The 14,577-nt window shown below is 61.5% G+C and carries 11 protein-coding genes; 3 read left to right on the top strand and 8 right to left on the bottom strand.

The annotated features are described in order from the left end of the window. Positions 1-16 precede the first annotated feature (16 nt). The 5 genes from ACM6I6_RS17695 to ACM6I6_RS17675 form a co-directional block, all read right to left on the bottom strand. Positions 17-1,039, bottom strand: coding sequence for a sugar kinase (locus ACM6I6_RS17695; protein ID WP_414920330.1), 1,023 nt, complete (start codon positions 1,037-1,039; stop codon positions 17-19). Next, positions 1,032-1,814 (bottom strand): AP endonuclease, encoded by a 783-nt coding sequence (locus ACM6I6_RS17690; RefSeq protein WP_323609390.1) that lies wholly within the window; start codon positions 1,812-1,814, stop codon positions 1,032-1,034. Before ACM6I6_RS17690 ends, ACM6I6_RS17695 begins: the two co-directional genes overlap by 8 nt. A 125-nt stretch (positions 1,815-1,939) precedes the next feature. Next, a complete protein-coding gene (locus ACM6I6_RS17685; protein WP_414920329.1) occupies positions 1,940-2,965 on the bottom strand; it encodes a LacI family DNA-binding transcriptional regulator in 1,026 nt (341 codons plus the stop codon). Positions 2,966-3,085: 120 nt separating this feature from the next. Further along, positions 3,086-3,694 (bottom strand): LysE family translocator, encoded by a 609-nt coding sequence (locus ACM6I6_RS17680; protein WP_414920328.1) that lies wholly within the window; start codon positions 3,692-3,694, stop codon positions 3,086-3,088. A 22-nt stretch (positions 3,695-3,716) separates the two neighbouring features. After that, positions 3,717-4,586 (bottom strand): AraC family transcriptional regulator, encoded by an 870-nt coding sequence (locus ACM6I6_RS17675; RefSeq protein ID WP_414920327.1) that lies wholly within the window; start codon positions 4,584-4,586, stop codon positions 3,717-3,719. A gap of 193 nt (positions 4,587-4,779) precedes the next feature. Between ACM6I6_RS17675 and ACM6I6_RS17670 the strand changes: the two genes are divergently transcribed. Then, positions 4,780-6,663 carry a fibronectin type III domain-containing protein gene (locus ACM6I6_RS17670; RefSeq protein WP_414920326.1) on the top strand — a complete coding sequence of 628 codons (1,884 nt, stop codon included), beginning with the start codon at positions 4,780-4,782 and terminating at the stop codon, positions 6,661-6,663. 7 nt (positions 6,664-6,670) lie between these two features. Here the strand turns inward: ACM6I6_RS17670 and ACM6I6_RS17665 are convergent, their stop codons facing one another. From ACM6I6_RS17665 to ACM6I6_RS17655, 3 genes are all read right to left on the bottom strand, one after another. Next, positions 6,671-7,312, bottom strand: coding sequence for a DUF1345 domain-containing protein (locus ACM6I6_RS17665; RefSeq protein ID WP_406592163.1), 642 nt, complete (start codon positions 7,310-7,312; stop codon positions 6,671-6,673). A gap of 156 nt (positions 7,313-7,468) precedes the next feature. Further along, positions 7,469-10,558: a multidrug efflux RND transporter permease subunit gene (locus ACM6I6_RS17660; RefSeq protein WP_414920325.1), complete on the bottom strand. Its 3,090-nt coding sequence runs from the start codon at positions 10,556-10,558 to the stop codon at positions 7,469-7,471. A gap of 15 nt (positions 10,559-10,573) precedes the next feature. Beyond that, positions 10,574-11,731, bottom strand: a complete 1,158-nt coding sequence (locus ACM6I6_RS17655; protein WP_414920324.1) for an efflux RND transporter periplasmic adaptor subunit — start codon at positions 11,729-11,731, stop codon at positions 10,574-10,576. 269 nt (positions 11,732-12,000) lie between these two features. On the opposite strand from ACM6I6_RS17655, the gene ACM6I6_RS17650 reads away from it, so the two are divergent. Then, positions 12,001-12,702 carry a response regulator transcription factor gene (locus ACM6I6_RS17650; RefSeq protein WP_274077108.1) on the top strand — a complete coding sequence of 234 codons (702 nt, stop codon included), beginning with the start codon at positions 12,001-12,003 and terminating at the stop codon, positions 12,700-12,702. 4 nt (positions 12,703-12,706) lie between these two features. Then, a complete protein-coding gene (locus ACM6I6_RS17645; protein ID WP_414920323.1) occupies positions 12,707-14,005 on the top strand; it encodes an ATP-binding protein in 1,299 nt (432 codons plus the stop codon). The last annotated feature ends 572 nt before the right edge of the window (positions 14,006-14,577 follow it).

Here is a 14,577-nt window from a genome sequence, read left to right as displayed (position 1 = left end):
TTTGTCGCAGCAGGTGTTAAATCTTCAGTGACTGTGCCGGCCTCATCGCCAGCAGGCTGGCTCCCACAGGTTTTGTGGGAGCCAGCCTGCTGGCGATGACGGCCTCGAATTCAACGGACATCTCGGCTCGGGTCGGCAACCCCTCCATATCCCCACGACTCTGCACCGCCCGGCTGCCAATCCAGTTGGCGCGCTGCACGGCGTCGGCAAAGCTGTGGTTTTCCAGGAGGGCGCTGATCATGCCGACGGCAAAACCATCGCCGGCACCGACGGTGTCGACCACCGTTTGCACCGGCACGCCGGCGACGAATCCTTGATCCAGGTGTGTGCGGTAATAAGCACCGTGCGGGCCGAGTTTGATCGCCACGGCTTCGGCGCCCTGGCCTAAGTAGAACGCGGCAATGTCGGCCGGGTCTTCGAAACCGGTGAGCAAGCGACCTTCGCTCAGCCCCGGCAGCACCCAGTGGGCGAGGGCGGCGAGGCGGTTGATCTCAGTGATCATCTTTTGCTCGCTGGCCCACAGGCTTGGGCGCAGGTTCGGGTCGAACGACACGCTGCGCCCGGCCTGGCGCATGCGGGTCATCAGTTCGAAGGACATCTGCCGCGCGGTTTCAGAGAGCGCCGGGGGAATGCCGGTGGCGTGCAGGTGCCGGGCTTTGAGCAGGTCGGGCACGATCGAGTGCACCGACAGGTGACTGGCCGCCGAACCACGGCGGAAATATTCGACCGCAGGATCGCTGCCATCGTCGGTGCGCGACTTGAGCTGGAAACCGGTGGGGTGCGCGGGGTCGATGTCGACGTGGCGGCAATCCAGGCCTTCCTGTTCCAGCGTGTCGATCACGAAGCGACCCAAGGAGTCGGCACCCACCCGGCTCAACCAGGCCACCTTGAACCCCAGGCGCGACAAGCCGATAGCGACGTTGCTGTCGGCACCGGCGATGCGTTTGTGAAACGCGCCGACGTTGGCCAGGTCGCCTGCCTGCTCGGCGACGAACATCGCCATGGTTTCGCCGAACGACAGGATATCGATCTCAGACATGGGCGTTCTCCAGCTGCGCGTGGCCCAGGTGGGCGAGGGCGGCGACGTGTTCAGTGGTCAGTTGCACCAGGTCGTCACCTTGCAGCGGATACTCCGCGGCTCGCATAACCCCTTGGGCCATGTGCCGCAGAAGCTGTTCCCACTGATGCAGGTCGCTGGCGGCGGGTGGGATGGCGACCAGCTTGCCGTCGGCGCGGCGGGTCACCGCCTTGCAGTGCACATACCCGACGTGGCGGCCGAGCAGGCGCGCGGCGCTGGCAGGCGACTGGTCCTGCCAGTGCCAGTTGCCGATGTCGAAGGTCATCTGGATGGGCAGGTTGTGTTGCTCGACTTCAGCAAAAAAACGCTGGAACGGCTCGATGCGACCGCCCTGCAGGGTCTGGTCGTTCTCGACCAGCAGATGCACCGGGCTCTGTGCGAGTGTGCGGTTCAGGGCCACAAGGTCGCAGTTGTCGGTGAAGTAACCCAGGGACACCTTCAGCCATTTGGCCCCGAATGCCTGGGCGCGTTGCAGCGCGGTGACCAGCTCGGGATTGGGTTTCGCCTGGCCGGCCAGCCACAGTTCCATGGGTGAGGAATAGACGCTTTCAAGGCCCACGGCTTGAGTAGCATTGGCCAGTTGAGCGGGGTCTTCAGCGGTCAGCAATTCTTCGCGCCATTCGATGCGCGAGGCGCCGGCGGCGGCCAGTACGTCGATGAAACTGCCTTGACCGCGCTGGCGTACCAGATCGGCGCCGTAGCTGGAGAGGCTGATGGAAACGGCAGGTTTGTTCATTGTTTTTTTACCTCTGAAACCGGTTTCATATTTGTTCAAAAAAAATGGCGATCTTTAGGGCCTCTCTCTCGCTGGCAAGCCAGCTCTCTGTAGGAGCTGGCTTGCCGGCGAAGGGGCCCGTCCAATCACCGGAAAACTCCAAGGGTCGACCCCCTGACAATCAACCGCGCCGAAAAATCCAGCGTCCGCAGCGGCCCGTCATCCCCACGCAGCCGCTTGAGCAAACACTCAAACGCACTCGCGCCAATCTCGCTGGTCGGCTGGGCGAGGGCGGTGATGCCGCTGCCCACCAACGGATACCAATCCAGGTCATCGAGGGCGATCAGCCCCACGTCCTCAAACAGATTGCAATGGAGTTCACGCAAGGAATAGGTACTGGCCAGCGCGGCGATCCCGTTCGCGCAAAACAGCGCTTTCGGGCCAGGGCCGGGCGTATCGAGGAAGGTTTTCAGATTTGCCGTCAGCTCGCTGCCGGTTTCGATGTTTGTCCCGCGAAGCGCGGGCCGCTGCTCGATCTGCGCCTTGAAGCTGGCGACCCGCTCGATTCGCGAACTGGTGCCGTCAAACGGCTCGCTGACCAGCAGCACGTCACGGTAGCCGCGTTCTTCAAGGTGGGCGAGGGCCATCGCGACGGCCGCCGGGTTGTCCAACCCGACCCTATCGCTCTCAAGGTGCTCGACCTTGCGGTCCACCAACACCAGGGGCATCTCCCGGTGCAGTTCGTGCAACGCGTCACGGTGATGGCCGAGGGTATTTACGATCAAGCCTTCGATGTTGTACGAGCGCAGCAGGGCCAGATGCTGGCGTTCCTGCTCGTCGTCGCGGTCGGTGTTGCACACCACCAGGCTGTAGCCGTGCTGACGGCAGGCGGTTTCCACGCCGTGCATCACGGAAATCGAATAGGGGTTGCGGATATCGGCCACCAGCATGCCGATCAGGCGGGTACGCCCGCGCTTCAAGCCGCGGGCCATCTGGTTCGGGCGATAGCCCAGCTCGGCGATGGCCTGTTCGATGCGCTGGGCGATGGCATCGGAGAGCAGTGCGCGATCGTCGCCGATGAACCGTGAAACGCTGGCCTTGGAGACCTTGGCGTGTTCGGCCACGTCGAGCATGGTCACGCGGCTGCGCTGGGCGGCGGAAAAATCGTTCACGGCTACAAACCTTCTTATTGGATTTATAAGTTCGAGCGCATGGCGCTGAAACCGGTTTCAGAAAACACCAGAAACCAATGCTTCGTCAAGTATTCGATGAATAAATACTGACAATTGGGATCAAGCCAACACGCTCAGCCAGGTTAAACCCAGCAGCAACAGGGCCATGCAGCGGTTGAAGCGCTGCATGGCCCGGGGTGAACCCAGCCATCGCGTGGAGCCCGCGCCGAGCAGCGCCCAGACGCCGAGGCAAGGTAGGGAAATCAGAAAGAACACCAGCGACAGATACAGCACATGAACCAGGCGCTGTTCGCCAGCCCCGGCAAACACGCTGACCACCGCCAGCGCCATCATCCAGGTTTTCGGATTGATCAATTGCAGGCTGGCGGCACCGAACATGCCCAGGCGGCGCTCGGTTTTCTGCGCGCTGATGGCGACGGTCGGGGCACGGAATATCTGCCACGCCAGGTAACTCAGCCACATCACACCGGCCCACTGCATGACCGTTTGCAGGGCGGGCCAGGCGGCCAGCGACGAACCTGCACTGGTGCCCACCAGCAGCACCATGGTCGCGGCCCCGGCGCAGGCGCCGAATATGATCGGCACGGCGGCCGCCAAGCCGTATCGGGCACTGTTGCTCAACACCAGGATGTTGGTGGGGCCAGGGGCAATCGAGGCGACAAAGGCAAACAACAGGAAGGGCAGTAACGTCGGGAAAGAGGGCAGCATATCAGGCAAACTCCGGTGAAGATCATTGAATTCGATCTTCACAAAGCGGCGTCTTTCTGTCTGGAAGATTTGAGCAACGCTTGCGGTACAGCGCTGGTGTAATGCCGTAGGCACGCACGAACCAGCGGCCCAGATGGCTCTGGTCGGCAAAACCCAAGGTCATCGCCACCACCGCAGGTTGCTCACCACGGGCCAGCATTCGCCGTGCCGTGGCCAAACGTAACTGCACCAGATACGCATGGGGCGCGATGCCATAAGCCGCCTTGAAGGCGCGGGTCAGGCGGAAGCGGTCGACCCCGGTAACGGCGGCCAACTGGTCGAGGCCGATGTCATATTGCGCGTTGGCGTGCAGGTATTCTCGAGCCTTCTGCGCCACTTGGGGCAGGCGCGGGTCTTCGCCATGGCGAGTGCGCCAGTGCAAATGGCTGGTCAAGCGTTCGAGCAGGGCGTCGAGGGTGGTCTGGCGAACGATCTTCAATTCGCCGCGGTGCAGGGTTTCAAACGCGAGGCTGGTCGCATGGGCCAGGCGCGGGTCGGTTGCGAGGGTATTGGCGAAGCTCAACTCGGCATTTTGCGGGGCATTGTCGAACACCGCCGCGAGTTCGCGCCGCAACCAGTGCGGGTCGAGGTACAACATGCGATAGGTGAAACCGTCGGCGGTCGGCGCATCGCCGTCATGAATGTCGCCCGGCTCGAGCAAAAACACCTTGCCCGGTGTGCTCTGGTGCTTCGTGCGGCGGCAATTGAATTGCTGAACCCCTTGCTCGGTCACACCCACCAGGTAGCTGTCATGCCAATGCGGATCGTAGGCATGGCCCTGGAAATGCGCGCGCAGGGTCTCGATGCCGGTGTCGGCATCCTGGGCCAGGTCGATCCAGTTGTGGGCGGTCATGTTGTACCTGTGGGACGGATTGCCAGCGTATTTAACGCTTGCGCCGAGGGCGATGGCTAGAACGTTTGTGCAAAAAACATTGGGCCATAGCACAAAAACGCTGCAACGCCACTAACTGTTCTGATAGCTGTTTTTCAAAGAGGTTGGGCTTTAGTCTCAGGCCATGGAGCTATTTGAGCAGAAAGGGCAGGTCATGAATCTTTTACTACCGCAGAAACCCGGTACTCTCCAGTTCTCTTCCATAACCTCGGATTCGATGAATGTCGCGTGGTCCTACACCACGCCATTCAACCGATTTGAAGTTGCCTATGGGCGTGATGATCAATGGCCGAACCCTATCGATAAAAAACATACGACGGCCCGAAACTTGCTCATTACAGGGTTGCAGCCGGAAACCAAATACTTCATCCAGGTACGCGCGGAAGATGGGACCGGCCTCTCGCCAGAATCGGAAGGTATCGCAACCACAAAGGCCGGCATCGCAAAGCCTGTTGCCCCGACCGGATTCAGTGCCAGGCCGACGAAAGACTCAGTGGCATTGACCTGGCAAAAGTCCACGCTTGCCTCAGGTTATCGAGTGAGTTACGGCTTGCTCCCCAATGGTCCGGTGATCAATACGATCACCGCCACTGTCGAGGCCTGCACGGTCAGCGGGTTACGCTCGGGGACCGCCTATTATTTTGATCTGGTGGCGTTCAACGCGGCGGGTGATTCGGCGTCGGTACGAACAACGGCAACCACGCTGGCGGTGCCTGCAGCCCCGACCAATTTGCGTGCAACGCCCGCCATTGTGTCGATGGTCCTGGCGTGGTCGCCTTCGGCGGGGGCTATTGAATATGTCATCCGCTATGGAATCGAGCCAAACGGTCCTGTCCAGACGAAAAGTTCGGTGCAACCGAGCCTTGAGCTGACCGGGCTGACTAAAAATACGCTGTACTTTGTCGAGGTCAGTGCAGCCAACGCCAACGGCGAGTCCTCGCCTGCGCGGATCACCGAAAAAACACTGGATGGACCTGCCATTCCTTCAAAACCAGGGACTTTGCATACGCTGGTGACCTTCGATCAGGTTCGCGTCACTTGGGGCCCGCCCCAGTCCCCCAATTATGAAGTCGCGTATGGCCTTGTGGATAAATACCCCGAGGTGATTGACAGGCACAGAACCGCGAATCTCACAGACACCCTCAAGTATCTGGCGCCTGGTACGCGATACTTCATCGAGGTTCGAGGTTTTAACGGCAGTGGCTTCTCGGAGCCCTCCAGTGCCGAAGTCACCATGGGTCCGAACCTGACGCAACCGCGCGGCCTGCACAATCCGGGCAGGACATTTTCCGAGGCATGGTTGAAGTGGGAAAGACCGGAAGATCTCTCCTATTTTATCGATTACGAAATCACCTGCCCAGGGCGTGAACCTGTACGAACCACTGCGCTGGAACACATCTTAACTGACTTGATCCCCGAAAAGGCCTATACGTTCAAGCTCCAGCCACGCAGGATCGAAGGTCCCGCTCCGGCGTTGCCTGTGTCGATTCAGGTAGTGACCCATGACCGAGTGCCCCCCACCAAGCCGAGGAAATTGAAACTCATTGCATCAACACCAGGTAACGCAACACTGAACTGGAGTGCCCCTGAAGACAATGTGGGCGTGACAGGTTATCAAGTTCGCCGCAACGACGGGGCTTGGGTCGCTGTGAGCGGAACCAGCCATCCTGTCACTGGTTTGATAGAGGGTGCCGTCGAAAGATTTGAAGTGCGCGCCAGAGACGCGGCTGGAAATTGGTCTGTTTCGGCTGACGTGTCTCACGGGAAACACGTCGCGCCAAGTGCTCCCCGAAACTTCCGTTATTCAACATCGGTGTTGTTATCCATACTGAGATGGGATGCTCCGATAGATGGGATGGATGTAATCGATTATCGAATCATATTGACCGGACCACAGGGACGCGATCTTCATTACACCGCAGATGGCACGATGTTGACGCCGCTCCTGCTTGCAAACACCCGCTATGACGTGCGGATTACAGCGCGAAATGCTGTTGGGGAATCGCTGCCGTTAATCGCTGAGATGACGACTAAATGAGGCAACATCAGCCAAACAATCCCGCGGCGATATTGATCGAAAAGCCCAATATCGCTGTATTGAATAGAAACCCGATCAACGACTGCGCCAGTACAATCTTGCGCATATCCCGAGTCGCCACACCGACATCCGCAGTCTGCACTGCCACGCCGATGGTGAAGGAGAAATACAGGAAGTCCCAATAGTTGGGGGTGGTCAAACCCTCGGCAAATCGCAGCGCCGGGTCCTTGCCTTCCCAGGTGTAGAACAGGCGGGCGTAGTGCAGGCTGAAGATGACCCCGATCAGCAGCCAGGAACCGGTGACGGTCAACGCGGTAAACCCGTAGTGCAGCAACTTGCGCGTGGTTTCCAGGTCTTTGCTGCCGGCCAGTTCGAAGGCGATGGTGGCAAGGCTCGCAATCGCGGCGATGCTGACCACCAGCAGCACCAGCCCGGCGTTTTCGTCTTCGATCTCGGCAATGCGCCGCACGTCTTGCGCTTTACTGCGCGCGGCGAGCCAGATCATCAGGAGCAGATAAGTCCAGACCCCGGCATTCCAGCCAAAGAGTATCTTGCTGATGATCGAATCGGCCGGCGCCAGAATGCCCACCGCGATGCCGAAGGTGGTGGCGGCCGACAGGCGAGGGTGGGTGTGGGTGAGATAGGGCATGAAGGCATACTTTGACGGAACCTCGTTGCACCATAACGCAGGCCACCCCGCTTTTGTAGGAGCTGCCGAAGGCTGCGATCTTTTGATCTTGATCTTAAACAAATCAAAATCAAAAGATCGCAGCCTTCGGCAGCTCCTACAGGGGATTGGTGTTGGTTAGTGCTTTCTGCGCACCAGCTTCATCACCACCACGAAAAACACTGGCACAAACACCACGGCCAGGGTCGCGGTGATCATCCCGCCAATCACCCCGGTGCCGATGGCTTGCTGGCTCGCCGAGCTGGCGCCGGTGGCGATCGCCAAGGGCACTACGCCGAGGATGAACGCCAGCGAGGTCATGACGATCGGCCGCAGGCGCAGGCGTGCGGCCTGCAATGTGGCGTCGATCAGGTCGTGGCCTTCGTCGTACAGGCTCTTGGCGAACTCGATGATGAGGATCGCGTTCTTTGCCGACAGGCCGATGATGGTGATCAGCCCGACCTTGAAGAACACATCGTTGGGCATGCCGCGCAGCGTTACCGCCAGTACCGCACCGAGCACGCCCAATGGCACCACCAGCAACACCGAGGTCGGAATCGACCAGCTCTCGTACAACGCCGCCAGGCACAGGAACACGATCAACAGCGACAAGCCCAACAGGATCGGCGCCTGGCTGCCGGACAGGCGTTCCTGCAACGACAGCCCGGTCCACTCCTGGCCCAACCCGGTCGGACCCTGCGCCACCAGCCGTTCGATCTCGGCCATGGCTTCGCCGGTGCTGTGGCCGGGCGTCGGTTCGCCGGAAATGCTCACCGCCGGATAGCCGTTGTAGCGGGTCAATTGCGCCGGCCCCTGGGTCCATCTGGCCTGGACGAAGGCCGACAAGGGCACCATTTTTCCGTCGCTGTTGCGCACATGAATCTTCAGCAGATCGGCCACCTGACTGCGTTGATCACCCTCGGCCTGCACGACAACACGCTGCATCCGCCCCTGGTTGGGGAAGTCGTTGATGTAGCTTGAGCCGACGGCGGTGGACAACACGCTGCCGATGTCGGCGAAGGACACCCCCAGGGCGTTTGCCTGCTTGCGGTCGACGATCAGCTCGACCTGCGGCGCTTCGGCCAGGGCGCTTTCACGCACATTCATCAGGATCGGGCTTTTCTCGGCGGCGGCGAGTAATTCAGTGCGCGCCTGCATCAACGTGGCATGGCCGAGGCCGCCTCGATCCTGCAAACGGAACTCGAAACCGCTGGAGGTACCGAGACCGTCCACGGGTGGCGGCAGTACCGCGAAGGCCACGGCATCCCTGATCTGGCTGACGGCGATGTTGGCGCGATCGGCAATGGAGCTGGCCGAGTCGTCGCTGCTGCGCTCCGACCAGTCCTTGAGCGTGGTAAAGGCCAGCGCCGCATTCTGGCCGCTGCCGGAGAAACTGAAACCGAGGATCACCGTGCTGTCGCCCACGCCGGGTTCCGTGGCGTTATGCGCCTCGATCTGCTCGACCACCTGCACCGTGCGGTTTTTGCTCGCGCCGGGTGGCAACTGGATGTCGGTGATGGTGTAGCCCTGGTCTTCCACCGGCAGGAACGAGGAGGGCAGGCGGCTGAAGCAAATACCCAGCCCCACCAGCAGCACACCGTAGATCAGCAGGTAGCGGCCGGTGCGTTTCAACGCATAGGCGACCCAACCCTGATAGCGCTCGGTGAGCTGCTCGAAACGGCGGTTGAACCAGCCGAAGAACCCGCTCTTTTCGTGGTGCTCGCCCTTGGCAATCGGCTTGAGCAAGGTTGCGCACAGCGCCGGGGTCAAGGTCAGGGCCAGGAATGCCGAGAACAGGATCGAGGTGGCCATCGACAGCGAAAACTGCTGGTAGATCACCCCGACCGAACCCTGCATGAACGCCATGGGAATGAACACCGCCACCAGCACCAGGGTGATACCGACGATGGCGCCGGTGATCTGCTGCATCGCCTTGCGTGTCGCTTCCTTGGGCGACAAACCCTCGGTGGCCATGATCCGCTCGACGTTTTCCACCACCACGATCGCGTCATCCACCAGGATGCCGATGGCCAGCACCATGCCGAACATGGTCAGCACGTTGATCGAGAAACCCAGCGCCAGCATGGTCGCAAACGTCCCCATCAGCGCCACCGGCACCACCAGGGTCGGGATCAGCGTGTAGCGCACGTTTTGCAGGAACAGGAACATCACCGCGAACACCAGCAACATCGCCTCGCCAAGGGTGTAGACCACCTTGGTGATCGAGACCTTGACGAACGGTGAGGTGTCGTACGGGATCTTGTATTCCACGCCAGCGGGGAAGTAACGCGCCAGTTCATCCATCTTCGCCCGCACCAGCGTCGCGGTGTTCAGGGCGTTGGCCCCCGGCGACAGTTGCACGCCGACGGCAGTCGAGGGTTTACCGTTGAGGCGTGTGGAAAACTGATACTCCTGGCTGCCGATCTCGACCCTCGCGACATCGCCCACGCGCACCGTGGAGCCGTCGGGGTTGGCCTTGAGCACGATGTCGGCGAATTCTTCAGGGGTCGACAGTTGACCCTTGACCAGGATGGTCGCGGTGATTTCCTGGGTGGTGCGGCTCGGCAAGTCGCCGATGCTGCCGGCCGAGATCTGGGCGTTCTGCGCGACGATGGCGGCGTTGACATCGGCAGGCGTGAGGTTGAAGCCGATCAGTTTCTGCGGGTCGATCCAGATCCGCATCGCCCGTTCGGCGCCGTACAGTTGCGCCTTGCCGACGCCGTCCAGGCGCTTGATCTCGTTCATCACGTTGCGCGCCAGGTAATCGCTGAGCGCCACGGCGTCGAGCTTGCCGTCGCTGGAGGTGAGGGTGATCAGCAGGAGGAAACCGGCGGAGACTTTCTCCACCTGCAAGCCCTGCTGGTTCACTGCTTGCGGCAGGCGCGATTCGACCACCTTGAGGCGGTTCTGCACGTCGACCTGGGCCATTTCCGGGTCGGTGCCCGGCTGGAAAGTCGCCTTGATGGTGGCGCTGCCGAGGCTGCTTTGCGACTCGAAATACAGCAGGTGATCCGCGCCATTGAGTTCTTCCTCGATCAGGCTGACCACGCTTTCGTCCACGGTCTGCGCCGAAGCGCCCGGGTACACGGCATAGATTTCGATCTGTGGCGGCGCCACATCGGGGTACTGCGCCACCGGCAACTGCGGGATGGCCAGGGCACCGGCCAGCAGGATGAACAGGGCCACCACCCAGGCGAACACCGGGCGGTCGATAAAGAACTGCGGCATAAACAAGCGTCCTGCTTACTGGCCAGAAACCTGGGCAAGTGGAAGAGGGGTGTCATCGATCTGCACGGTCTCGCCGGGGCGGGCGTGCTGCAGGCCTTCGATGACGATGCGATCGCCGGGCTTGAGGCCGCCGGTGACGATCCAGCGGTCGTCCTGCACGCCACCCAGTTCCACCGGTTGCAGGCCCACGCGCTGTTCGGCGTCAAGCAACAACACTTGGGCGATGCCGGCGCTGTCACGCTGGATGGCCCGTTGCGGCACGCTGATGCCTTGCTGGTTGACCCCTTGCTCCAGGCGTACGCGCACGAAGCTGCCGGGCAGCAGGTCGAGATCGGGATTGGGGAATTCGCTGCGCAGGATGACCTGGCCGGTACCCGGATCGACCGTGATGTCGGTGAACAGCAGCTTGCCCGGCAGCGTGTAGAGGCTGCCGTTGTCCTGGATCAGCGTGGCCTTGACCTGGTCCTGGCCGACCTGCTGCAACTGGCCGGAACGGAAGGCGCGGCGCAGGTCGTTGAGTTCACGGGTCGACTGGCTGAGGTCGGCGTGGATCGGGTTCAACTGCTGGATCAGCGCCAGTGGCGTGGTTTCGTTCTGCCCCACCAGCGCGCCTTCAGTGACCAACGCGCGGCCGATGCGCCCGGAAATCGGCGCCGTCACCGTGGCATAACCCAGGTTCAGTTTCGCTCGCTCCACGGCGGCTTTGCTGGCGGCGACGTCGGCAGCGGTTTGCCGCGTGGCGGCCCGGGCGTTGTCGTAGTCCTGGCCGCTGATGGCGTTGCCTTCGATCAACTGGGCGTAACGCTGTTCCTGCAGCCTGGCCTGGAACGCATTGGCCTCGGCCTTGCGCAGCGCGGCGTCGGCGCTGTCCAGGTCGGCCTTGAACGGCGCCGGGTCGATGCGGAACAGCACATCGCCCTTTTTCACGTCGCTGCCTTCGCGAAAGGCCCGCTGCAACACCACGCCGGCCACGCGGGCACGGACTTCGGCAATGCGCGGCGCGGCAATCCGCCCGCTCAATTCGCTGCTGATCGACAGCGGGCGGGCTTCGATGGTTTCGATGCGCACGGTGACTGGCGGCGCCTGTTCTTCGGCGTTCGAGGCGCTGTCGCACGCGCTCAGCGTCAACGCCAGTGCGATCAGGCTGAGCCCGGCAAGCAGATTCTTAGACATGAAAGACCCCAATAATGACCCCCAGCATCCTACTGGGCGACGGCGAGGGTAGCGGTGAAGCTTTGTTGGTGCTGTGTGAAATTGTGTAAGGGTTTTACTCGGGTGTGCGTGAGGGCGTATATCCTGAACAACTTGAATTTTATTGCGACTGTCCCGGCCTCTTCGCGGGCAAGCCCGCTCCTACAGTTGTCCGCGAAATCTTCGTGGGAGCGGGCTTGCCCGCGAAGAGACCGGAACAGTCACCCTCGCATTTTGCTGGAAAACACCCCATGCCCAACATCCTCCTGGTCGAAGACGACACCGCACTCGCCGAGCTGATTGCCAGCTACCTGGAACGCAACGGCTACTGCGTCAGCGTGATAGGCCGCGGCGACCAGGTGCGCGAGCGTGCGCGGCTCGATCCGCCGGACCTGGTGATCCTCGACCTGATGCTGCCCGGTCTCGATGGCCTGCAGGTCTGCCGCTTGCTGCGTGCCGATTCGGCGACCTTGCCGATCCTGATGCTCACCGCCCGCGACGATAGCCACGACCAGGTGCTGGGCCTGGAAATGGGCGCCGACGACTACGTCACCAAACCCTGCGAGCCCCGGGTGCTGCTGGCTCGGGTGCGCACCTTGCTGCGGCGCAGCAGCCTCAGCGATCCACCGGCGGCCAACGACCGCATCCTCATGGGCAACCTGTGCATCGACCTGTCCGAACGCACGGTGACCTGGCGCGCACAACCGGTGGAGTTGTCCAGCGGCGAATACAACCTGCTGGTGGTGCTGGCCCGACACGCCGGCGAAGTGCTCAGTCGCGACCAGATCCTGCAACGCCTGCGCGGCATCGAATTCAACGGCACCGACCGCTCGGTGGACGTGGCGATCTCCAAGCTGCGGCGCAAGTTCGACGACAACGCCGGCGAAGCGCGCAAGATCAAGACCGTGTGGGGCAAGGGTTATCTGTTCAGCCGTTCCGAGTGGGAATGCTAAGACGATGTTCAGGATCCTCTTTCGCCTGTACCTGGTGACCATCGTTTCCTTCAGCGCCGCGATCTACCTGGTACCGGACCTCGTGATCAAGGTCTTCCACGAGCGCTTCCTCACCTACAATCTCGACTATTCCCGTGGCCTGCAAACCCTCATGGTCAAGCAGTTCAAGGCCGTCCCGTCCGAGCAATGGCCGGCCCTGGCGGCGCAAATGGACAAGGAGTTCCAGCCGCTGCACATCGTGCTCAGCGGCAACGACGATGCCGGGTTTACCCTCGAGGAACAGCAGCGTTTGCAGCGCGGCGAAAACGTCGTGCGCATTGGCGACTGGGGCTGGCGCACCCTGGCGGTGACGCCGCTGGACGAGCACACCGTGGTGCAGATGGTCGTGCCGCCGGACCCGATGGACGTCAGCCTGTTGTACTGGAGCATCAACGTGCTGATCGGCGCGACCATGCTCGCCTGCCTGCTGTTGTGGCTGCGTCCGCACTGGCGCGACCTGGAGCGCCTGAAAAGCGCGGCGGAACGCTTCGGCAAGGGCCATTTGAGCGAGCGCACACAGATCGCCCCCAGCTCCAACATCGGCGGCCTGGCCAATGTCTTCGACACCATGGCGGGCGACATCGAGAACCTGCTGAACCAGCAACGGGACTTGCTCAATGCGGTGTCCCACGAACTGCGCACCCCCCTGACGCGCCTGGATTTCGGCCTGGCCCTGGCGCTGTCCGACGACTTGCCGGCGACCAGCCGCGAGCGCCTGCAAGGGCTGGTCGACCACATTCGTGAACTCGATGAGCTGGTGCTGGAACTGCTGTCCTACAGTCGCCTGCAAAACCCGGCACGGGTGCCGGAACAGGTCGAGGTGTCGCTGGATGAATTCATCGACAGCATCCTGGGCAGCATCGATGACGAACAAGCCCCGGACATCGTCATCGACGTGCTGCTCCACGGCCAGCTCGAACGCTTCAGCCTCGACCCACGCCTGACCGCCCGCGCCCTGCAGAACCTGCTGCGCAACGCCATGCGCTACTGCGAAAAGCGCATTCAGATTGGCGTTCAGGTTTGCCCCAGGGGCTGCGAAATCTGGGTGGACGATGACGGAATCGGCATTCCGGATGACGAGCGTGAGCGGATTTTCGAGCCGTTCTATCGACTCGATCGCAGCCGGGACCGGTCCACCGGTGGATTTGGCCTGGGGCTGGCGATCAGCCGCCGGGCGCTGGAGGCGCAAGGCGGCACGTTGACGGTCGAGTCGTCGCCGTTGGGCGGGGCGCGGTTTCGGTTGTGGTTGCCGACGCCCGCCTGATTGGCTGTTAAATGGATGAGCGAATGCGAGCGACTTGATTAGTCGCCGTGGTCGATGGCAATACGCTTGCGCCAATCAGTGAGTTTGTCGGTGACTGGAAAGGGTAGGCCCCCGAGCTGTTCAATGATTGTGCATTCAGAGCCTGGTCATTAAACGGGTAAGGAGGAGGAGGTTCACGTCTAGATAGGAAATTAGACAATTCGATGGAATCGTTAGAAAGAGGCGACTCGTAGCGCGGCAGCGACCCCCTTCGCCAGTCGAGAGGGCTCGTTTGCTCAATTGTCCCAGGAGTAGGCCTAGGAGTAGGCCTAGGAGTATGCCTAGGAGTATGCCTGGATATGTTCGGACGATCGACCTTGGCAGATAACATGGTTGATATCGAAGCCGCAGAAAAAAGCGCAGCAGCAGCAACGGTTAGCGCGATTCTAACTTCGCCTTCAGTAAATACAGCCGCGATCCCGCTTGAAACACCAACGCCAACAATTGCGCCGACAAGCAGCTTGCGAACAGGAAAATGCCCAGTCGGATCACTGAGGTTAACGGGATCCCCTGCGACGAACCCATACGTATTC

The sequence above is a fragment of the Pseudomonas sp. IT-P218 genome, assembly GCF_949767605.1.
Classification (GTDB): Bacteria; Pseudomonadota; Gammaproteobacteria; order Pseudomonadales; family Pseudomonadaceae; genus Aquipseudomonas; species Aquipseudomonas putida_AE.
Note: the sequence above shows the minus strand (reverse complement) of the source record. Positions and strands in the feature narration are given on the sequence as shown.